Genomic DNA, 21,214 nt, shown 5'->3' with positions numbered 1-21,214 from the left:
TCCTTTAATTTTGAGGGATTACTTAATTAAGCAGATGGCAATGCCATAGCCAAGCTTGTCTGAATATGGGGTTACAATCTCCATAGCCTTCCAAGAGTAAAACCTGTCTTCTGTTTTTGTGCCGATGCCATAATTACCTTCAATCCGATCTCCAACAGAAACGGTGTTGTCCACTTTCACATAAACCTGTCCAAGCAATCCAACTATATTCCATTCAGGGCGTTCTTCACGAGGGACGTAATCTATTTTTTCAATCCACTCAGGGTTTACTTTAGGCAGTTTCTTAACATCACCGGTTTCTGGGTTGACCACATCTTCATATATGTATCCACCGAACTCATTCTTTAAATATCTACCTTGCCAGTGAATATCAGCTCCGCCTAAAATAGTTCCTGCAGTTTCGGAGATTACTCCGTGTACATCTTCACCTTTTCTCGCCGGGCGAATTTTAGCTCCTTCAAGAGTGACAATTGTCCCTGTCGGAATCGCTTTTCCGTCAAGGCTTTCAAAATACTCAGCGTAATCACTAAAGGTGGCTCCGCCATTCATCTTTCCTGCAGATGTTATATCCCCATTTATGGAGTTTAGCATCCATTTAATATTCGCTCTGGATGGAGTAGCGCCAAATCCGCCAACCACCATATAGCGATCATTTTCACCAAGTTTTACCCCGCCAGAAGCGTGGATTTCACGTGATACATTTTGCCCCTCGATATGAGAATCATTGGAGTTGTAAACACCGCTACGAGATCCATCTACAGAGCTTCCCCCTGATGATCCGAAAACGTTGGTTCTTGTTCCTTTTGCAACGCATCCTCCAGTAGTGGCTCCAACTAAAGTAGCATCTCCAAGTGCTTGAGGTTCACCCGATGAAGCTAATACTGCACTAGTATTTGTTTTAGCATAGCCAGAAGTCGTAGCCCCGCGTAAACCGCCTTTGAAATTATTCGGGATAAAAGTGTAGGTTTTTCCGGCAATTTTACTGGGAGTAGCGTATTGTTCGCACATCGCAGCGCTAATATTGGCTTGTGAGTTAGTGCAATAAACACCTATCGAACCTGCTTTGTTTGTTCCGGTTAGGTTCACGTTATTGATATTAACTGAGTCTACTCTGCTCCCAACCGCAATCCCCACTAATGCAGATTGATGAATGGTGACATTTGAAATGTTTACATTGTCAGACTTTTGAGCTCCGCCGATAACATAAATATCGTTACTCGCTGTTGTAAATCCCGAAACTGAAATGTTATTTAGGTTGATGTTTCTACTCTTATATTGAGTAGTGATAATAGGAGTGTTCTTGTAATCATAGGCTGGGTCGCCAATTGCATTGAAGTTTGATACGTTGACATTTCTATATGCGGAAATAACAAGAGCACGGGGATTTAACCCTGTATAAAGGTCATTATAAATAGGGTACTTGGCAGTACAGTTAACAACATTAATATCGAATGCACTTGTGGAGATCTTTTCGGTGGCAAGATGGAAGCCAACGTGTCTGAAGTCAAATGAGCGAATATCGTTTTCAGAGTAGCAGTTTATTAAATTTACGTTTCTTGCTGCTGGGGCTCTGCTGTGCGCTTTAACTTCAAATCCTCTACAGTTTTTTCGGCTGTAACAGTTCACCAGCCATACGTTTTTAGAGCCATCATCAATTTCAAAACCATTTGAATTTGAAGAGCCTTTATCGTGGGCAGACCCATTAGCGTCATAAGCATAACAGTTAGTGAAGAAGATGTAATCAGAATAGTGAGTTGTGAAGCCATCATCACCATAATTAGTTGCAGTACAATTTTCAATCCACACATATTTGCTACCATTTGGCTGATAATGATCTGCTCCATCAGAGGAAGAGTTCCAAACAGGGGAACTTACATCAAAACCGTGCACACCTGGATTTCGAGCATTGACGTTTCTAACCCGAACAAATTTAGAGTTAACAATACCCACACAGTTTGCATTTGTTCCATTTGTAATAGTGTTGTCCTTTTTGTCTAAATTCCAATCGAGGTCTAAGTCTTCAATTAAGATGTACTCGTTTCCGTTTGTGTAGTCGCTATTGGTTAACACACAAGATGTGCCGGCAGCAGTTGGGTGAAGCTTGATAATAGATCCTGATCCAACACCGTAAAGTCTGACATAAGAGGGGATATGTAATCCTTGAACCATGTAAATCCCTGCCGGAACAAAAACCTCTCGTTTCCCACTTGCAAAGGCAGCTTTGAAAGCTTCAGTGTCATCAGTAACACCATCACCCTTAGCTCCAAAATCCTGAACATTGACACTTCGTCTGATAAATTCATTTAAGACTTTATCAACAATTGTTGCACCGGATGCAGGGATTTTTGAAATATCTCCAATAGTGTTTGTTATATCTGTTAAGCCAGAATCGACTGTGCTTATTACGTTTTTTATATCCTTAGAAGCTTTATCAAAAGCCTCTTGAATATCGTCTGCAGTATATCTGATATTATTTGATTTTAACCCTATAGCATCAATGGGTATCCATTGCTCTGTTTCTTCGTCCATATAACCCATTGTGTTTACGGGAATTAAATTGTCGCTCAATATATACTCCTCCTTATCCTTTTCTAATCCAAACCATACTTCCGTCAGGGGGTTCTACAGAAGGTTTTATCCTCATCTTTTTGGGAGCATTGTTCGTTCTCAACCATACTGACCTGATGTTGTAAGGCTCTACATAACTAGAAACAATGTTGAAACCATCATACTTATCTGAGATGCTAATATTTATCCAGTCGAAACCATCCCATCTATATTCAATGCCTGTTTCTTTTACAGTGACAGTCCAACCAATTTGAGGGGAAGGATAAGTGTTTAATAAATCCTGATAGGTGTACACAAACGGCAAGTAAATCTTCCTAGTATTTTCAACTACATATTCATAATCTGATGTTGCTTGTCTGCACCAATTTGTTATTTCAATACATCGCTTGGTGACACGTTCACATTCAGCAATACGTTCATTGATACGAATAATGGCATCTTCAGCATCATCAATTAAGCCTTGAAGTGTTTCAATGACCATATTTCCTTGCCGTTTAATCCAAATTCTTGAGGCAGGGAAGAAGGATGCGCCTTCTCCGTGATATGTAAAAGTAAGTGATTTACCTTCGTTTGAACCATTGAAAAAGACAACTCCCATAAGGTAATCAACCTTAAAGTAGTTGTCTTCTAATTCACCATCTTCAATTTCTCGCCATTCTTTACTGTCACCACTAACCTCGACTCTGTACTCACGGTTAGGCACTTCTGTAAGTAAGACTCGACTATTGTAAACAGTTAAAGTTTCACTATAGCTTAAATAAGGGTCATCGATTGAACCCTTCCTTTTTTGAGAAAGGGTAGGGTCGTTATAGAGCTGAGGAAAATCCAAACTAAATTCACCGTCCTTTCTTATTGTGTAATTGATTTGAGCAATTCTTCCAAGTGCGCGACTCTCTCTTCTAAACTCTGCAGTCTTTTCTCTTTAAGCCTTTTTCCATGTACTCCTAACAATTCCCATGATCACTATATATACAATCGCAATACCAACAGTTACACCCTCAATTTTTATAAAAAAACTATTCAAAATTATTAATAAAAACGCTAGTACTGACGCAAACCAGTGTATAAATTCATATTTTTTGTCACTCATTGCTGATCCCCTCACTCTTTCTGTTAAACACTTTATATACCAAAATCCATCATGACACAATTTCTGCTATGGGATCAAGTGGTAAAATGGTTTATAATTTACAAAGTATTTTTAAGTGAAGAAGGGGTATTATCGTATGAAAACGGTCAAGTCTTTGCATAAAGTAGAATTTTATTTATAGACAGTTGAAATAAAAAAAGACGCATCCAATAAGGATATGCCTGTTTAGTTTACATTCCTATATGCTTCCCAGATGTACTTTGTATTTAATTTATTCCCTCTTTGATTGCTGTCTGAGCCTGTTATAAATCCAAGCTCGTTTATACTTCCGTATGTAGAGTTTCCTCCAACCAGGTATATTCCCATTTCATTTACCTGATACGTATAACCTCCTGTCTCATCAATTAATAATATGGAATCATTAGAAGACACTGGCCACACTTTCACATGTGTTGGAATGAAAGGTAGCAATATCTGTTTACTAATTGTTCCATCGCCTACATACGTTCCTTTAGCAGTCTGAGGAATATCAGAGGATAACGCATATTCCGAGTGTAGTTTACCACCAAGAAACTCAGCGTTGCCATCTATGGAACCTATAATGATTCCTTGGTCATTACGTACAGGTATTGTATTAGGCGTGGATAGCGTTGAAGTCGTGTAACCATTTAATGAATCAGCCGATCCCGCAGAAGACACAATCCACTCTTCGCCATTAAAAAGCTCTTGTTTATTAGTCTTTGGATCGATCCAAATCGTTCCCGATTCTGGCGCAATGGGCTTTGTCTCTGTAGATATTGTATAAAGTCCGTTAACTTTTCCATCGAGACTTCCTTTCACTTCAACGGAATTAGAGGGGAGGTAAGGATTTTCGTTTGGATGAAGAGATTTTACAATGTCAGATCCAATAAACTGAGTTATCTCTATGTCTGCATCAACTCGTCGATAGGCTTGAATGCCAATGGTGTAGTACATATTGGAGGGGAGTCCTGTAAATGTAGCGGCTCGTTTGTCATACTTTACATTCTTCAGGTCTTCACTTGCCATTTTTGAGCCGAAAACATATTCTTCATTTTTATTGCTTCCATGGAGATATATTTCAAAACCATCAATATTGTATTGATCTTCGTCTGATTCAACATAGTCCCATTGGAAAGTTACATCAACAGAACCATCATCATTGGTCGTATGAGAAATAGCAGTTCCGTCCTTTGCTATAATAGGGGAGGCTGGTTTAACAGCAATCCTGTCATTGCGTAGGTTGAAGTTTTCAGTAACCTTATCGTACTTGATTTTCCTTTTGTTTGTCTCAGTGCTGATTTTATTTGTTCGATAAACTGTTTTGAGCATGTTCTCAAAATCCGATGAAGCGCGTTTACCATTTGAAACTGTAACGCTCAAGTTAGACTGTTCAAAATCAATCGAAATAGCTGTTATTGTTGCTTTTACATCGGTATAGAAGCTTTTCTGTTGCACCCTTACGATGTCGCCAAGAGAAAACCTGTCCCAGTTATGTTTTTCACTAATGCAATTGAAAAAGTTCACTAAACCTAATGCCAGATTAACAGCTGGTGCATTTCGGTTTTCAAGTTCTTCGTTTGCAGCGTCATATAATTCATTCTCATCAAAGATACTGTCATTAGACCATTCGGCTGTAATAATGTATTTTGAAAGTTCTTTTTGGAGTTCAGTGCTGAAGTTCTTTTCAAAAGACAGTTTATCTTTAAGGGCGGTAATCTGTGTTGAAATTTGTGTAATAGAAGCTTGTATTGCTTTAATTTCTTCTTTTTTTGATTCAACTTCTTTTGATTTAGCATCTCTTTGCTTTATTAGAACAGTAGTATCATCGCCGGCTTTACTTGCAACAGTAATCCTGTCCAATATCTTTTGGAAATCAAGCTGCAATGTATATAGGTCATTATTCGATGATGTTTCTTTTTCCTCAGCTTTCTTTTTCTCATCTAAAAGTTTGTAGAAAGAACTGCCTTCATTATTAACCAGGTCGTTGTAATCTAAAATTGCATGACAAAGTGCATCAGACATGTAGTTGCTTCTTTCGATTACATTTCGTTTCTGGTCACGCTGAAAAGGGTAGAGGAAGTACGAAAAATCGTCTATGTATGATTGCCCGGTTGGATTTACGGAGTTGATGCTTAATCCATCTTTGCCTGTAGCATAAATCCTTGTAACGACATCATCCATATCCTCAATGTCATCTAGAGAAATCATATATTGAGCAGGGGTTATTTTGAGTCCCTTATATTTAGACACAGCAGATTCTTTGTAAAAATCAACAGTACAGTCAATTGTATTAAAAACAGGAATCGCTTCGAATTTCTCGCAAATCGAATACATAAAATCAAGCTTGTTTGAAGAAGAAATATCAAACTGTCTGTATTTTAAATTGAAGAGGGGATCAATGAAACCGATAGACCATTCAGTATTTTTTAGGCAGTCGGTAACGGCCTCTTTAAGATTTTTCGAAGTTTCTTCATACTTAATGACACCTTGCTTAGAAAGTACATATTGAAGTGATTTGCATTCAACCTGGATAGTGTCCATATCATTGCTGTATGATTTAGTTTTCTTGACTACTGTAAACCAGATTGTAAGTCCATAAAATTCTGATTTTATTAAGTACCAGGGCCTCAATAGATCAACAACATGATTCCGTTTATTTACACCATCGTAAGTGGCAGTTAAAGGGATTGAGAATGTTAATTCGTGTACATTGCTGCCGTGATTGAGCGTTACCATAGGATTGATTACTTCATCAATATTTGCGATCTTTGTTTTATTTGGTTTAGCTAGGGAAAGACGAATATCTTTAATTTCCGTGTCTTTACGAATTGTAATCAAATGTCTAACCCCTCCTACAAATACTTGTATCTAAATGAAAATCTTAATTTACAATTGCCTGTAACCTTTAATCTGTTCCTTCCAAAGCCCAATCTCAAGTACTGGTCATTAAAATCGTCATAGCGCTCATTGCCATAAAGATTAGACTCAATAATTTCTTTTTCGCCGTTTATTTTTAAGAGCTCTTTATCTTTCAAGTTGCTGAATAAAAACGGTTCGCTGAAATCACTGAGATTTTCGATTTTTATGTCACCATCACCAATTTTCAATATTTCTAAAGAGGGGAAGATGTTTACATCGCCTTTATTTTGCAACTCAACAATTTCAGTACCAGAGGATATATCAAATGCATGAGTGATTGCATTTCGACTGTAAGCGTAAGGGGAGTTGCATTTCATAGTTAACCGGACGTAGCCATTACGAGCGGCATTATGAACTAAATCAGCTGTATCTACTGGCATTGCATAATAAACGATATCAAGGTTTTGGCTAAACGCAAAAGGCTTGTAATCATCTACACTTAACCAACGTTTAATTGCTCGTACATTCTTTTCATCAAAGTGATCACCGAGATAAAAATTCAATGGGAATTGCTTAGGTTCCTGTTTAACACCTTCAGTGTAGGGTTCAGGTCGACCCTTTACATAAGTTTCATTGACTGTTCTTGAGCCTAAGAACGGTTCCTCAACTAAGCCTGAATCAGTATTAACATTTGTGACGCCATAGTCACTTGATTTTTCGTTATTAAATAAAAAATAGAGGCTTTCTCTAATCAATTTTTATCACCTCAAAAATAAGAAGAGCCAGCATATACACTGGCTCATGAGTTATTGAAATTTATGCCCTTGTTTTTAAGACCATTTGCAAATTTATTGAATACAAAATCAGCTGTTTTCTGAGGATTTTCTGATTCATTAATGTTAAATGTAGCTTTAAAATTATTGTTGTTTACAGTGCCGTTTACTGACTTAGTAGCATCTGGTGGGGAAGAGAGGCTTTGAATACTCGGTATCAAACTATTAGAAAGACTGGATTGATTAATATTCGGAATTATTGATGGAATAGAAGTAATCCCTTTGTTAATCAAGGCAGCTAATTTTCCACTTTGCCCCCATTTAGGTGTCTCTTCACTTGGAGTATTGTTCTCACGTACAGCTTTTACTGTATCTAAGATGTTTGCAGTATCAGTTTTATTAAGGATAAGTTCTTTATCATGAAGGAAAGCGAGTTTACCTGCGCCTAGTCCTGTGCCTGTATATCCACCCGATGCAAAAGAGGATACCTTTTTCCCAGTTTTATTACCTTTGGTCACAGTATTCAGGGCATTGGAGGCTTCTTTAAGCTTATCGATAAGGTTATTGGAGATGCTTTTCCCTATGGACTCCATATTGCTGTTAATGAACTTAGAGAATTCATTCAGTTGCTTAGCAATATCAGTAATCTTCCCATCCATTAGCTTTTTTTCAAGTTCCTTAAACCCACGCTCATCATTAACGAGATCATCGTATTTCTTGTTAATTGAATCTTCATCTTTTTGAAGCTGATCTTGTAACGATTCTTTTCGTTTACTGTTTTCACGATCTTTAAGAAACTCATCTAATGCTTCTTGCTGTTCTTGAAGTTGCTTTTCTAAGTCTTTAACCTGTGATTTTGCTTCATCTGAGTCATCGAGAGACAGTTTATTTAGCTTATCTTTGGTTTCCTGAATAGCCTGATTCTTTTCTTTGAGTTCTTTTTGGTATTTAGCTTCATCATCAGTTTTATCAATCTCATCAATCAAGTCTTGTGTAGCTTTTTGGTGTGCTTTTAATTCGATATCACGCATCTTTTCGTACATCTCTTTGTAGATAGAGACAACTTCATCAGCAAGAGATTTGTACACATCTTTGATTGATTTCTTTGTGTTGTAAAGCTCCAGGTTGTAATCCTTCTGCTTATCTTTCCAGTTCTCGATCTCTTCAGTAATTTGTTTCTGAATATCCGGGAACCCTTTAGCAGCTTTCTTTTGTGCTTCCAACTGTTTGATATACTTCTTCGCTTCATTCTGTTGCTGCTGAATAAGCTTAATCTGTTGGCTATAAAATTTAACCTTGTCTTTATCTTCCTCGGTCATGGATATTTTGTTGCTAACATCTTTAAGCTTGGATTCAGTTTTCTTGGTTGATTTCTCAATACCGTTAAGCGTTTGATCAACCTCAGACTGAATGAGCTGTCCTCGGAGTTCTCTTACTTCTTCTTGGAAATTGATGAGATCAATCTTAGCTTGTTTTAATTCCTCAGCAAGCTGCGCTCTTTGAGCGGCATTCAGAGTTTTGTTTGTTTTGATTTCTTTTTCAATAAAAGAAACCTTCTGACTCTGAATCTGTTGCTGTTCAGTTAAAGCTTTTTTCTGATCATTGGTATACTTGCGGAATTCTTTACTGTCGCTCAGATAATGACTAGCGAGGGCTTTGTCTTTAGCGATTCTTACATCAAAATCACCAATACGCTTGTCATATTCATCAAGCTTCGACTGAACGATTTCATATCTGAGTTCCTGTATCTGATCGTTTACTGAATTAATATCACCTTGGAGGGAGAGAAGATCGGATTTAGCTTGGGCTATTGCTTGCTGTCGTTCTGCTTCGGCTTGAGACGCATCTGAAATAGATGTACCGACACCTTTTAAATACTTCTCAGGGTCAATTGTCTTTCCGTTTTCCTCAATTTGAAGATGAAGGTGATTTCCTGTTGAATTACCCGTACTGCCAACTTTACCAATGGTCTGTCCAGCTTTAACAGTTTGACCGGCTTTAACAGAAGGGGTATCAAGCATATGCATATACTTAGCAACTTTTCCATCATCCTGCTGAATGACAACCCAGTTACCGGCAGTTTTACTATAACCAGCAATTTGAACTTTTCCACTCTGAACCGATTTAATTGCGGTTCCAGCTTTTGCTGCGAAGTCGATACCTTTATGTGGAGTTGATCGGTAAGCGCCATCTTGCGCATTATATTTAGAACTTATTCTAAACGCACTGTTCTTCGTGTAGTAGCTTGCAATGGAGGAATTAGCAGAAGTCATAGACTTAGTGTAATTAGACATGATCTTCTGAACATAATTCTGCGTTTCTTTGAAAGGAGGGATGCCGCCGTATTTAATTACATTGCCAGGCCCTGCGTTATAAGCAGCAAGTGCTTTCTCAACATTGCCACCAAATTTGCTTAGTTGTTGGGCTAAATATTTCGTGCCACCCATAATGCTCTGATAAGGATCATAAACATTGTTTACACCTAAACTCTTAGCTGTGGATGGCATCAGCTGCATCAAACCAGCAGCTCCGGCTCCAGAACGAGCTCTTGCATTGAATCCTGATTCTTGTTGGATTACAGCTGCAATTAGAGCTGGATCAACACCGTATTTGCTTGCGGCAGAATTAATGTAGCTGGAGTATTTACCGGAGTAAGACCCGCCACCGGAAGAATAAGAACCACCGGAAGATGATCCAGAAAGGGAAGAGGTAACAATACCGTATTGTGTAATGTTCCCTGACTTAATTTGATCCTTGAGGAGTTTGGCTTGCTCCTGCATAAGCTTTTTCTTTTGTTGAAGAGCTTTAATTTCTTTTTGCAGGGCATTTCGATAACTTTGAGAATACTTTGGATAGTCATTTACTTGCTTATTGTACTTTTCAACTTCGGCATTAACTTTCTCCAGAGCTTCCTTGTATTTATCAGCCACGTACATAGATGTTTTCATTTCCTCAGAGGCTTTATCACTTGAAGAAGAAAGGTCATCAAGAGATGTTCCTGTTTCAGATAGGGAAGTTGAAGCCAAATCGGCTAGTTTATCAAGCTCTTTAAGCTGATCAGTGATATCAGTGACCTGGTTTAAATCATCCTGTGTTTTGGGTAGGAACTGCAGTGCACCACTGTTCCCTTTTTTTAGTTCGTCGTATATCTTTTTCTTGTTGTCTTCAAGCTCAGACTTCATTTTATAAGCGTCTTGAACAGTCTTGATAGCCTTGACTTCAGACTTATACATATTAATCTTTTTATTTAATGCATTAGCCTGATTAATTAGATCTTGTCTTACAGATTGTTGCATATCATTGTAAGCTTTGAGTTTTGTGTCCCGAAGCTTAACAACTGCATTTCTGTTGATTTTTACAACACCATTTTCAACTGAAATTGCATCAGCAAGATCATGTTCTTTCTGAATAAGCTTCATGGCTTCTGTTGCAGATATGCTTTTACCTTCAGACATTTTTTCAAGGAGGTTGTTTAAAGGGGAGATGCTGTCAGACATAGTGTCATAAGCTTCATTTTGAATAGCAGATATAGCAGCATCATTTTGCTTCGATTCAACTAATTCATCGATGATTCCTTTAATTGCTTCAAAATCACCTTTAGCTTCTTTGAGCTTGTCAGATAAATTCCCGACTTGCTCACCTAATGCATCTACACCTTCACCATTTTCATCCCATGTTACTTTTGCAGTTTGTGCAGAATCGTTTGTAGAGTCAATGGCAGTTTTAAGGTCATCATAAGATAAAGCCAAACCATTAGCTTTATCTTTGCCACTCATATATTGATTAACAAGCTGTTCTAAGCTTTTAGAGGCGGAATCAAAATTATTTTTATTTCCCGATTGCAGAGCTTTTTGGATATTATCCATGTATTTCGAAACATTTATTGAAAATGACTCAAGTTCATCTGCATTCATTTTGCTGAAGTCGATTTTATCGAATGCGTTAGATATTTCCCTTGAAAGATTCGGATTTATCTTTATTGAGTTAAAGGCATCAATTGTCTGTTGCACTTGCTCTCTAATTTTAGCCTGTGAGCTGGATAGCTCTTGTTCAGTACGTAGTGCATCTTTTTCAGCTTTAATACCTTGATTTTTTTTGTCATTTTCAGAAGAGAAAATATCCCAGCTCTTGCCGTTTTTATAATAATCAGCAACCTGCTTATACTGTTTAATCTTATCATTGAGTTTATCAATGTCTTTTAAGCTTTCCTTAAAGTTACTATTGGCACCTGTTTGAATGTCTTTTTTGTTTAAATTACTAAGGTCTTCAGTGTACTTTATAGCATCCTTGAGTGCTTGGTTTTTCTTTAAGATTGCTTGCCCTTGAGAATCATAACCAGCGATCAAATTCGGGAATGTTTGTGCTAATTGTTGTGTTACTTGCAGATATTCTTGCTCTTGGTCAGCCGATAAAGCTCCGCCATCTTTAGCCTTTTGTAATTCTTTGTATTGACTAATCAGTTTGTCTGTTTCATCTTTATTCGTTGTAATTGCTTCAATGCTAGTAGTTTTAGCTTGTTCAAAGTCTTCTCTAGCTTGTTTTAAATCAGAATAAGAGGAAATGAGTTTCTCAATAACGACGCCCAGTCCAACCATGGCTGCCATAGGAAGAAAACTTCCTGCTAAGAAAGCTCCAGTGGTCATCGCCACTCTTTTAAGTCCAACTAGGGATGCATTAAATGCAGTTACAGCTCTATTCCAAACAACTGTTTTGGCAGAGGCGGCAGTTACTCCAACAGTTACAGCATTAAAGTTGAGTACTAAATTTTTAAGGGCTGCGCCCATTGCCATTCCTGAGGTAAGTGCACTTGTACGTAAAGAAGTGTTAAAAAGCATAACTGCAGCTGTAGCAGCTCCTATAACTTGAGGAAGGAGACCGACTGTTTTAGTGATTTGAGCACTTATTTGCATTAAACCTTTAAGTGCATCTGCAAAAACAACAATACTATCTGATATGAAAGCTTCACTTGAGGCAACTGACATCTCTGTAAATGCATTTGACAACCTATTTAATCTTGCCTGTAAACTGTCAGCGTATTTCTGCTGTTCACTCCAAGCGCTTCCTGCGGAATTAGCCGCAGTAGTCGCTGCGTTTTGTGATATGGAAAAGTTGTTCATTAAGGCATTAAATCTAGAAAGCTGATAAATGCCCGCTACACCTATCGAGGTGTTTTGTTTTTGAGCATCGCTGAGGTTATTCCATTTGTCTGCTAACTCATTAATTAATTCAGTAGCAGATTTCGCCTCACCACTAGCTGTTTTCACAGAAATGCCAATCTGTTCTAAGGCTTTAATTGAGCTATCATTATTCCCGATACGTGCGAAAATGGTTTTAAGTGAGTTCAATTCTGTTACTTTCACCTTAAAGGCTACTGACCACTATATGTGGCGGTATGATACTTCAATCATACTCTCTATGTTTCCATAGAAGTTCAGACTGTCGCTTCGCAATTTAGCGTCTCTTCGCTCAGTCGTTCAGGCTGCAATAACGCTTGCCCCTTGTCGTCCTCGTCTTAACGTTAGGAGTTCCAAGTCAATCAGAAGAGATTTAAAGTCAGCAATCACTTTACCGACTATATTTCCACTTTCACGGGTGGTACTTGCAATTGCTGTAGTGTAACCAATTAGATCGTTTAATTCAACGCCAAAAGTAGAGGCGGTGCTTCCTGCTTTTCGAATAGAATTCGCCAGGTCAAGAGTGGTTACAGCATAGTTGTTATCGACTTCATTAAGCTTATCTGCGATTGAAATAGAATCATTCGCAGCAATATTGAAGTTTAACATTGCGGCAGTTAAGGTGTTAACAGTATCATCAGGAGTTAAATCAGAGACGTTTTGTAGAACCTGAGCGGTTTTAGTAAGCGTAGACAGTTCACTTTCATCGAAACCCATACGCCCGAAATCGCCAGTCATTTGGAGTATGTCAGTGATCTTGTTTGAAAGGGTGTCGCCTAGGTTTATTGATTCCTCGAGTAGCTCATTGTACTTATAATCAGGCTCATTCATTACACGTCTGATGTTTGTCATTAGAGTATCAATTTCAACAGCCTGGGAGACCATTTCCTTAAGCCCAGATATAGCACCGTAGAATAAAGAACCGGAGATCAAATATGTCGACATACTTTTGAAAGCTTGCGTTAGCTCCGCACCAAAAGACGAGGCTTGACTAGACGCTGTTTGAGCATTTGAAGCTAATTCCCTGAATTGCATGTTCAAGCTTTGCATTTGAGATCTGACATTGTTTCCGCCGGCACTTACGTTAAGACTATTAACCGCATTCAGATATTCTTGAATAGCTTGTCTATTTCCAGCACCCATCGTATCGCCATAACGCGTATTAAGGTTTTGTACGTTTACTTGTGCTTGGCGTTGATAAAGCTCAATAGTTTTTCTGAGCTCATTATTTTTCGCCACAGCAGCAGACTTATCATCGAGCATTTTGATTCTGTTTTGTAATGCTTCAATTTGTTGTGCTGTTTGAGCAGTATTTAATTTCCGTCCAAGGGAAGAGAGGGTGGTGTCAGTTACAATTCCTTGCTGTCTAAGTTTTTCTAAATCCAGTTTTAATTGTTCAATTGCTTTTCGTTGCTGATCATAATTCGTTGTTACTTTAGATGTAGTAGCGTTTGTTTTTGGATCAGTTGTATAGGTAATATCGTCAAAGCCATTGCGGTTCTTTTGAGTAACCCTTGTCGTTTGTCCTTGAGCATTCTTTTGTTCTGTTTTCTTCTGTACCTGACCAAGTTTTTCAGTCGCTTGAGCAAGCCTGTTAACTTCTTGCGTTTGTTCACGTAGTGATTGATTACGATTGTCGATGAATTTCTTTTCACGCTGAATGATTTCGCCATTTTTCTTATACTGCTGCGTAAGCTTTTCAACAGTACCATCAGCATTTCTGGTAATCGTTGTGGTTTCTTTAACTGTTTGATTGAAGGATTTGAGATGTTTTTGATAAGTTTCAATTGCAGAGGAGAAATCGTTGAGAGTCTTTAAAGCAGAGGCATCAATATTGGTCTTTAAATTAAGGGAATTTAGCTTTTTCTCTAAAGATTTAATTTGCTGATTTAACTGTTCGACAGTTTTTGAAGAAGTATCAGCTTTGGGTGTGAGTACGATCTTTAAATCTTGACTCAAATATAGGTCACATCCTTTCGAATAGGGCATATAAAAAAGCCACTCATTATTGAGCGACTTTGTTTGCTTTCCGTATTGCAATCTCCATAATCCCTTGCCATACTTCAGCATTTGATAAAGCATCTTTAACTTTTGGATCATCCTGTTTAAACCCTTTAACATTCTCTAGGCCAAATTCATCTTTACTCGGCAGGAAATCAAATCTGTAAATAGGGGAGGAGAAATCATCGAGTTTTAATTTCAAATCAATTTTTTTGAAGTATTTTGTTTCTGTCTTATTGGAAGATAACCCACCAATTAAAGCTCCAATGCTTCCTGCTGCTAATCCACCAACAACAGCGCCGGTTATTTGACTTCCTTTGGATACTTTTGTAACTGTACAATCATCAATTGAAACCTCGGCTTCAATGATTTTTTCAAAGGGAATAATTTTTTCTTCCAGTGTTCCATATTGATTGAATTTGTGGATCATAAACTTATCATCCGGTTCAACCAATGTAAGCTTTGCATTTTTATCGGGATTAATAATTGACTTGTAATTAGAAGGAAAGTTCCCGATGCTCTCAATCTCGCCAGCTCTTTTTTTGTCCATTTCTTTTTGTTTATCCGAAGCGCTAACCCCAATGATAATGAAAGCGCCAACCACTAAAATTAGAATGATAGCCCAGATCATCAAACCACCACCAGTATTATTTTCCTACATTATATCATGGTTTCCATTAGGGTAGTATGAATGCAGATTGTTTATTTATCACTTTTTATTCTAATGAGGAGGTCTTTAAAATACACAGCAGTCGTATGAGTATTTTTATCAAGTGCAGTGTATCTATATACGGCTATTACACAAAGAATTACCAAAAAGGACATTACTGAGCTATTATCACCGAACACTGTTTTAAATAAAAGAGTTATACTTGTTACAACGATTGCGGATAATGATATCGTTTTTGAAACATCGCACGCTGTTTCAATTCTTGACATCCTTGCTATAGCTGCAGATAATTCCTCATGATTCAAAGATTTTAAAACCTGAAGCTTTATATTTAATGAATTGATATCTTGTCCAGTGGACGGAAATTCTGTTCTTATAAATTTTATTAACTCTGTTGCATCCAGTTCAGCCAATTTCCGTCGAACATTTGTTTTGTTAAACATTATCAACACCTCATCTTACTATCGGCATACAAGATAAAGTGTTAAGCGTATCTAACTGAAAAACAATCATTTATTTATCGCTTCCATAAACCTTGTTTTAATAAAATCTCTTTTTGCTTCTAAATACTCGCTTTCACCACCGCATTGCATTTCAACCAATAATTCAATTGAAAACCAATCTTCAAGAACCTCTTCAAAAATTTTTATAATTTCGTTCTTTTCCATGTTTTTCCCTCCTTGTTTTGCTATAGTTAGTTATTATTGGTCAATTAAGGGGGGGTAAACCATGAGCGATTCACTTTATTTAATAGAAGAAGCAACTGATATTTTTGAAAAAATTGTTACATTACATGAACAGGCACTGATCGAAGACCTAGATCGTTCATTGAGTTTTAAAGTTAAGAATTTTTTAGAAACCTTAAATTCATCATTAGATTATGCAGCATATGATTTATTTGAAATTTTTTGTTTGGAAAAGGCAAAATTAAGACACAGTAACATAAATCATATTAAACGGAAAATCTATTTTCCATGCTATCCTCAGGAAAAAACTTTTGATAAAGAGGTGAACAAGTGCTTTGTTGGATTAGAGTCTGATCATAAGGAGATCTTTCACTTGCTTAAAAAAAGTCAACCTTTTTATTATGGGGATTTTTGGTTAAAAGAGTTTAAGAATATTACAAATGAAAGTAAGCATATAAAGTTGACAAGGAATAAAAAATTAAAGTCGGGTGTTATTAACTATGCTACAATTCCAGGAATTAATATGTCTAATTTGCAGTTTAAGGGATCTGAGCATCCGTTTTCGGTTAATGGTGTCCCTGTCAAAGATTTAAATAACAATCCGTATTTATCTGAATATAATGGGAAAGTAAATGCATACTTTTCGTTTGAGAAAACTAGAAAGCCTGTATTAGATACTTTACAATTTTATTTAAAAATGATCAAAGGTATTGTCACTCAAATTAACTCTTACTGTGAAAGCAATTCGTGAATTCTATACATAAGCAAAATCCCTCTGATTTGAGGAATCTTGATTCTGCATAAAAGAGGGATTTCATAAAGAGTGCTACCTAAAGTAAATCAATTGATATGTCACCCAACAAGCTTTTCTTAATCTTCCCGTATTCAAGTTTACCGGTGCTTGCGTTGTAAACAAGAACTTTACCGTCACTGATCTTGGATTCATCAATCTGTTTATATCCGAATTGGTTCTTATCAGCTTTAGTATCAAGCTGCCTAGTTAATTCAGCAACAGCTTCGTTCAATTTATTAATTTGCTGTTGCATATTCTCAATTGAACTTTGGTGAGGATTGAAGAGGCTCATAATGTTTACGAGAAGATTTGATTCTTTTCTTCTTTAAAATCACGAAGGTCGTAATGCTTAATTGTTGTAGACACATCGTTATGCTGTGCAACATATTTACTCACGAGCTCAATCTTAATTTTCTTGACTTCAAGAAGGTAAGTAATACAGGAGGCCTTAAATAGGTGAGGGTTAATGCGGCGACCGAGGATATCAGAAAGAACATCAGAACAAAAATAGTCAGCCCAACCCTCTGACATTTGTCTTGGTTGGCCACCGTACTGTGTAGTAAATAAATATTCATGGTCATATCCCCGTTGTTCATGCCAAAGCTTCAAATATTCCAGAGCTTCTGTGTTAATCATGTAGTCGAGGGGTTTTCCTTCGCCTTTTCCTTTTCCAAGAACTTTGTGAGCCATGACATAAGATTGACCTTCAGGTATCTCATAATTCAGGATTTCGGTTTTAAACTGAATAATTTCAGCTCTTCTGGCACCTACATTAAAGGCAGTAGCTAACCAAGCCATCCCCAAATAGTTTTTATCTTCTTCAAGCACTTTCATCATTGTTCTGTATTCATCGTAAGTGACCTTTACTTTTTCATACGTGGTTGTTTTAGGGATGGCAGGGAGACCTCTTGTGAAGTTCCTGAATGATTTGTAATTATCGTCATCTTCAGCAACAACATTTTCAATGTAGTTATTTAAAGAAGATACTCCAGCCTTTTTTAAAGCTATTCCACTTGAAGACATCCCTCTATTTTTCAGGAAGCTTTGATATCTGATGAAATCCCTTTTGGATATTTTGTAAAGCTTCTTCCCATTCAAGGAATTATGTACCCACCAGAAGAACTGACGAAGAGAGGAGTTGTATTGCTTCCTGGTTTTATCTCGGAATGAGTGGGCGTCAAGAAACTCTTGAGTTAAGCTTCTATGCTCGTCATCAACCTGACCCCACATTTCATCCGTGACTTCGGGCAACTTTTCGGCTCTAGAGCGCATCATGTTTTGTTTTATTTCTCTGGCCATTAATACACCACCGTTATTCTGTTTTAATACCACTTGCATTTAAATCTTTCTTCATAGCAGCAGCTAATCGTCCATCTTTTAACGATTCAGCGGTATTCTTCATAAATGGGCGAGGTTTTCCATAACCATAACCGTATTTATCTGGATACGTGTACCCTTGACCAGTCTCAACAACCGTGGCAACATCCTTACTGTTGTCTTCACGGGTATTGTCTAATGAAATTCCGTTAGATTCGTTTTGAATGACAAAGGAGTCCTTCAAAAGAGTTGTACGTTCATATTCAAGGGGATCGTAGGCGTCATATACATCAGATTGTACATGCTCTTGACCCGTTTTAATCATCGTATTTTTTGTGCTGGATTGTTTTTGAACGGCTTGCTTTGCGGCAAATTCAATTAGTGCTGCTATTTCTTTTATGTTCTTGGCCATTATTCAGCCTCTTGTTCATTTTCAACCTCTTCGACCTTATTAAGGATGAGATCATTTATTTCTTCAGGAGATATGTTTGAAAGCTTGTCTAAATTCTCTTGCATCATCTTTGTTGCTTCTCCAAATTTCTTCATGCTTTCTTCAGGGAAGCTACTAATAATCAATGGGAAAAATTCAGAGTCCACAAGCTTAACAAACCACTTAACTTTGTTTTTGATATCACTTGGAATACCCAAGTCTGTAAATTCTTTAATTAGTGAAAAGAATCCCCATTGAACAGGATTTATGCTTTTAAAGTCAATGTTTTTTTCTTGAGCATTTTGTGGATCCGTAATTAATTCAGTAAGCATTTTGGTTAAGCGGGTAGGGGAGAAGTACGGGTAAATAAAAACATGAACGTCATCAGTTAGTTGAACTCGTTCTTTCTTGTCATATTTACTTACACTTTCTTCGATTAACCCAAGATTTAATTTTTTCGATGCCATTTCAATTCCTCCTCATATATCCTCTGCACACATTAAAAAAGACACCTCAAAAGGGGAGAGGTGTCTAAATAAAACTTGTATTTTATTCTGTCTCTGCTTCTTCGTAGTCTTCGCCAGTGATTTCTTTGTACTCTTCTAAAGTGACTAAACCATTCTTTACTCCTAATTGGAGCTCTTCTTTTGTCACATCGTTGAATTCCTGGTAAGCTTCTTTGACTTGATCGACGGTTGCCCATTTTCGACTAAGGGCATTAACCCAATAATTGTATGTAGTTATTTTTATGAACCTCCCTTTAGATCAGCAATATCTTTTAACATTGTGTTTATTGTTTCGTTGACTTGCAGCAAGCTTAGGCGGAGTTGGGATAGGGTCTGTCCTATTATTTCAAAATCGTTAGGTTCAGGGATACTTGGTTTAACGCTATCCTTGTATTCTTCAGTTGCTGATTCAATCCATTTATTTTTCTTGGGATCATATTTGGGCAAGATTATTGTGGGGTCTGGGACAGCAGTTGTACTGTTTGGAGGAAGATCATCGCCTTCAATGAAGTCTTCTCCAGCGTACATAAAGTTCTCATCATAATAAAGAACATGCATAATATTTTCACCTACTACCATAAAGGAATTCCTATATTAAATGAAACTCTGGAAACACTGTTAATGTCATTAGCGTACAATCCATCAAAACGTAAATCTCCATCTGTTGTGAAGGCAAATCTCGCTGTTCCATATGATCCAATTGTGGGTACTACAAAATCCACCAGCTGTGTTGGCTTGGTTGAGAATTTAGCAACTGCAGTTCCAATGGCCGGCAATGTTCCGAAAGATCCTCTTAGCCATAACACGTTGTTTACACTTGAGAATTTGAAAGGGTAAGTGGAGTATTGTGTAGCTCCATTAATAAGTGTAACTGGGTTCCAAGAACCTGATGTACCACTCCATCTGGCTTTGTCATCTAAAGTAACGTGAATATCAGTTTTTGCTTCGTGGGCATCGGTGTAGGATTTCGCTGAGTTGAGTGCGGTAGTAGCTCTTACTTGTGCCCCGTCAGTTGTTTCGTGTGTTTGCCATGAAGTCCAAGTTGAATCGCTTTTTCTAAAACGGAAATAAGTATGCGTTCCGTAATACGCCTCTAATGCAAATTGTGCAATTGTAGTTCCATAGTTCATGACAACTAAATAGACATTGGATAAGTTGGCAGGGGAGTGAAGCCCTTGGTTGGCGATTAAATAAAACCCAGTATTAATCAAATCGTTGTACTCTGTTTTTTCGGAACTGTCTTTGTAGATTACTTTTCCATCATCGGCAGTGAGTTTGAAGAGTTGAGCAGCATTCCATTTATCCCGATCAGATTTGTTGATATGGACATTAGTGTCATTTAGATGATTATCAAAATCATTTTTAGTAGCTTGTTTTACATTGTCTACATTCCCAAGCCCAACCTGTTCAGCAGTAACCTTGTGTGGGTTTGATTGATCGTTAGTATGTTCAGCTAAAAAAGACTTTGACCTTTCATCAGAGCTGTTCCAATAACTGCGCTCATCCTTTGTGATATGTCGATCGAGGTCTGCATCGTGAGCGTCAAAATCAGTTTTTGCTGCTTGCTGAATGTTATCAACCTTAGACAAGCCAACTTGGCTTTTAGTAACTGCATGAGGATTTTTCTTATCGTCAAGATGGTCATCAAAAGCCACCTTTGTGGCTTGCTCTTCATTAAGTACATTTGACAATCCGACTTGCTCTTTTGTCACTTTGTGCGGGTTTTCTGTATTCTGAATATGCGACTTTAATTCCGAATTTTGCTTTTCCATGAACTCATCGACTTTGTCAGATAAACGTTTTTCATGATCAGACATATGAGATTCAGTTCTGAAAAATTGATCTTTAAGGTTATTGATTTGTATATTGTTTTGTTTGAGCTGACCTACAAATTTACTGCTGCTCATTAACTCACCGCAATTCCTTTAACCGTAACATCTCCATTTACGGAAATGACCTCAACCATGAATTTGAAAAGCCCCGCAATATCGAAATCCCAGTTTTCATTTGTATTCAATGTGCCTGTACCTAATTGAAAATCAGTTTTGTTTGTTCCAGCAATTTCTGTCTTTTCACCATTTTCATCTACGGCAAAGAATTTTATTTCTCTTGAAGTTGAGGAACCAGAGATCTTAACAGTAATATCCCGATAATGTGATACTACAAATTCTTCACCTTCAGACGGGGCAGTTGTTGCTTCGTGGAATGTAAAGGTTGCTTTATCTGGAATGGTTTTTAAAATATTTTCATCGGTTTCTGTCAACAACTCCACCTCCTAAGTCTGTTTAAAAACTGACTTTTATTTAAAAAGGAGAGGGGAAGAATC

The 21,214-nt window shown here is 37.4% G+C and carries 18 protein-coding genes and 1 pseudogene; 1 reads left to right on the top strand and 18 read right to left on the bottom strand.

Annotated features, from left to right (window positions below):
• Positions 1 to 18 precede the first annotated feature (18 nt).
• The 10 genes and pseudogenes from MHH91_RS11535 to MHH91_RS11490 form a co-directional block, all read right to left on the bottom strand.
• Positions 19 to 2,568: a peptidase G2 autoproteolytic cleavage domain-containing protein gene (locus tag MHH91_RS11535; RefSeq protein ID WP_014470080.1), complete on the bottom strand. Its 2,550-nt coding sequence runs from the start codon at positions 2,566 to 2,568 to the stop codon at positions 19 to 21.
• A 13-nt stretch (positions 2,569 to 2,581) separates the two neighbouring features.
• Positions 2,582 to 3,397, bottom strand: coding sequence for a hypothetical protein (locus tag MHH91_RS11530; RefSeq protein WP_014472047.1), 816 nt, complete (start codon positions 3,395 to 3,397; stop codon positions 2,582 to 2,584).
• A 93-nt stretch (positions 3,398 to 3,490) separates the two neighbouring features.
• Positions 3,491 to 3,658, bottom strand: coding sequence for a hypothetical protein (locus MHH91_RS11525; RefSeq protein ID WP_014470082.1), 168 nt, complete (start codon positions 3,656 to 3,658; stop codon positions 3,491 to 3,493).
• Positions 3,659 to 3,883: 225 nt separating this feature from the next.
• Positions 3,884 to 6,517 (bottom strand): DUF7359 domain-containing protein, encoded by a 2,634-nt coding sequence (locus MHH91_RS11520; RefSeq protein WP_014472046.1) that lies wholly within the window; start codon positions 6,515 to 6,517, stop codon positions 3,884 to 3,886.
• Positions 6,518 to 6,531: 14 nt separating this feature from the next.
• Positions 6,532 to 7,293, bottom strand: a complete 762-nt coding sequence (locus tag MHH91_RS11515) for a phage tail domain-containing protein (protein WP_014470084.1) — start codon at positions 7,291 to 7,293, stop codon at positions 6,532 to 6,534.
• A gap of 44 nt (positions 7,294 to 7,337) precedes the next feature.
• On the bottom strand, positions 7,338 to 12,671 hold the full coding sequence (locus MHH91_RS11510; RefSeq protein WP_308727129.1) for a phage tail tape measure protein: 5,334 nt from the start codon (positions 12,669 to 12,671) through the stop codon (positions 7,338 to 7,340).
• Positions 12,672 to 12,878: 207 nt separating this feature from the next.
• Positions 12,879 to 14,444: pseudogene (locus MHH91_RS11505) on the bottom strand (phage tail tape measure protein); the annotation flags it as partial.
• Between the two features lie 46 nt (positions 14,445 to 14,490).
• Positions 14,491 to 15,117 (bottom strand): hypothetical protein, encoded by a 627-nt coding sequence (locus MHH91_RS11500; RefSeq protein WP_014470085.1) that lies wholly within the window; start codon positions 15,115 to 15,117, stop codon positions 14,491 to 14,493.
• Positions 15,118 to 15,188: 71 nt separating this feature from the next.
• Positions 15,189 to 15,599, bottom strand: coding sequence for a hypothetical protein (locus tag MHH91_RS11495; RefSeq protein ID WP_014472045.1), 411 nt, complete (start codon positions 15,597 to 15,599; stop codon positions 15,189 to 15,191).
• A gap of 66 nt (positions 15,600 to 15,665) precedes the next feature.
• A complete protein-coding gene (locus MHH91_RS11490; protein WP_014472044.1) occupies positions 15,666 to 15,824 on the bottom strand; it encodes a hypothetical protein in 159 nt (52 codons plus the stop codon).
• Positions 15,825 to 15,885: 61 nt separating this feature from the next.
• On the opposite strand from MHH91_RS11490, the gene MHH91_RS11485 reads away from it, so the two are divergent.
• A complete protein-coding gene (locus tag MHH91_RS11485; protein ID WP_014472043.1) occupies positions 15,886 to 16,593 on the top strand; it encodes a hypothetical protein in 708 nt (235 codons plus the stop codon).
• A 79-nt stretch (positions 16,594 to 16,672) separates the two neighbouring features.
• Here MHH91_RS11485 and MHH91_RS11480 read toward each other — a convergent pair whose 3' ends face one another.
• The 8 genes from MHH91_RS11480 to MHH91_RS11445 form a co-directional block, all read right to left on the bottom strand.
• Positions 16,673 to 16,888: a hypothetical protein gene (locus tag MHH91_RS11480; RefSeq protein ID WP_014472042.1), complete on the bottom strand. Its 216-nt coding sequence runs from the start codon at positions 16,886 to 16,888 to the stop codon at positions 16,673 to 16,675.
• 44 nt (positions 16,889 to 16,932) lie between these two features.
• Positions 16,933 to 17,934 carry a tyrosine-type recombinase/integrase gene (locus tag MHH91_RS11475; RefSeq protein WP_014472041.1) on the bottom strand — a complete coding sequence of 334 codons (1,002 nt, stop codon included), beginning with the start codon at positions 17,932 to 17,934 and terminating at the stop codon, positions 16,933 to 16,935.
• Positions 17,935 to 17,947: 13 nt separating this feature from the next.
• Complete coding sequence (locus tag MHH91_RS11470) at positions 17,948 to 18,364, bottom strand: hypothetical protein (RefSeq protein ID WP_014472040.1); 417 nt, start codon at positions 18,362 to 18,364, stop codon at positions 17,948 to 17,950.
• Positions 18,364 to 18,849, bottom strand: a complete 486-nt coding sequence (locus MHH91_RS11465) for a hypothetical protein (RefSeq protein WP_014472039.1) — start codon at positions 18,847 to 18,849, stop codon at positions 18,364 to 18,366. Before MHH91_RS11465 ends, MHH91_RS11470 begins: the two co-directional genes overlap by 1 nt.
• An 82-nt stretch (positions 18,850 to 18,931) precedes the next feature.
• A complete protein-coding gene (locus MHH91_RS11460; RefSeq protein WP_326970103.1) occupies positions 18,932 to 19,126 on the bottom strand; it encodes an XkdX family protein in 195 nt (64 codons plus the stop codon).
• Between the two features lie 2 nt (positions 19,127 to 19,128).
• Entirely contained in the window at positions 19,129 to 19,467 is a 339-nt protein-coding gene (locus MHH91_RS11455) for a hypothetical protein (protein WP_326970051.1), read from the bottom strand.
• Complete coding sequence (locus tag MHH91_RS11450) at positions 19,461 to 20,795, bottom strand: pyocin knob domain-containing protein (RefSeq protein ID WP_326970052.1); 1,335 nt, start codon at positions 20,793 to 20,795, stop codon at positions 19,461 to 19,463. The genes MHH91_RS11455 and MHH91_RS11450 overlap by 7 nt, the downstream gene beginning before the upstream one ends.
• The gene (locus tag MHH91_RS11445) at positions 20,795 to 21,151 is read right to left on the bottom strand and encodes a hypothetical protein (protein WP_022553073.1); all 357 of its coding nucleotides are present in this window, start codon (positions 21,149 to 21,151) and stop codon (positions 20,795 to 20,797) included. Before MHH91_RS11445 ends, MHH91_RS11450 begins: the two co-directional genes overlap by 1 nt.
• Positions 21,152 to 21,214 lie beyond the last annotated feature (63 nt).

This window comes from Bacillus sp. FSL K6-2819, from assembly GCF_038008305.1.
In the GTDB taxonomy this organism is placed as follows: Bacteria; Bacillota; Bacilli; order Bacillales; family Bacillaceae; genus Bacillus; species Bacillus amyloliquefaciens.
This window is presented reverse-complemented; position numbering and strand designations above follow the sequence as displayed.

Bases quoted from the DNA above. Each gene is read 5' to 3' on its own strand.
- MHH91_RS11525 (WP_014470082.1), bottom strand. From the start codon at position 3,658: ATGAGTGACAAAAAATATGAATTTATACACTGGTTTGCGTCAGTACTA.
- MHH91_RS11500 (WP_014470085.1), bottom strand. From the start codon at position 15,117: ATGATCTGGGCTATCATTCTAATTTTAGTGGTTGGCGCTTTCATTATC.
- MHH91_RS11495 (WP_014472045.1), bottom strand. From the start codon at position 15,599: ATGTTTAACAAAACAAATGTTCGACGGAAATTGGCTGAACTGGATGCA.
- MHH91_RS11490 (WP_014472044.1), bottom strand. From the start codon at position 15,824: ATGGAAAAGAACGAAATTATAAAAATTTTTGAAGAGGTTCTTGAAGAT.
- MHH91_RS11485 (WP_014472043.1), top strand. From the start codon at position 15,886: ATGAGCGATTCACTTTATTTAATAGAAGAAGCAACTGATATTTTTGAA.
- MHH91_RS11480 (WP_014472042.1), bottom strand. From the start codon at position 16,888: ATGCAACAGCAAATTAATAAATTGAACGAAGCTGTTGCTGAATTAACT.
- MHH91_RS11475 (WP_014472041.1), bottom strand. From the start codon at position 17,934: ATGGCCAGAGAAATAAAACAAAACATGATGCGCTCTAGAGCCGAAAAG.
- MHH91_RS11470 (WP_014472040.1), bottom strand. From the start codon at position 18,364: ATGGCCAAGAACATAAAAGAAATAGCAGCACTAATTGAATTTGCCGCA.
- MHH91_RS11465 (WP_014472039.1), bottom strand. From the start codon at position 18,849: ATGGCATCGAAAAAATTAAATCTTGGGTTAATCGAAGAAAGTGTAAGT.
- MHH91_RS11455 (WP_326970051.1), bottom strand. From the start codon at position 19,467: ATGGTAGTAGGTGAAAATATTATGCATGTTCTTTATTATGATGAGAAC.
- MHH91_RS11450 (WP_326970052.1), bottom strand. From the start codon at position 20,795: ATGAGCAGCAGTAAATTTGTAGGTCAGCTCAAACAAAACAATATACAA.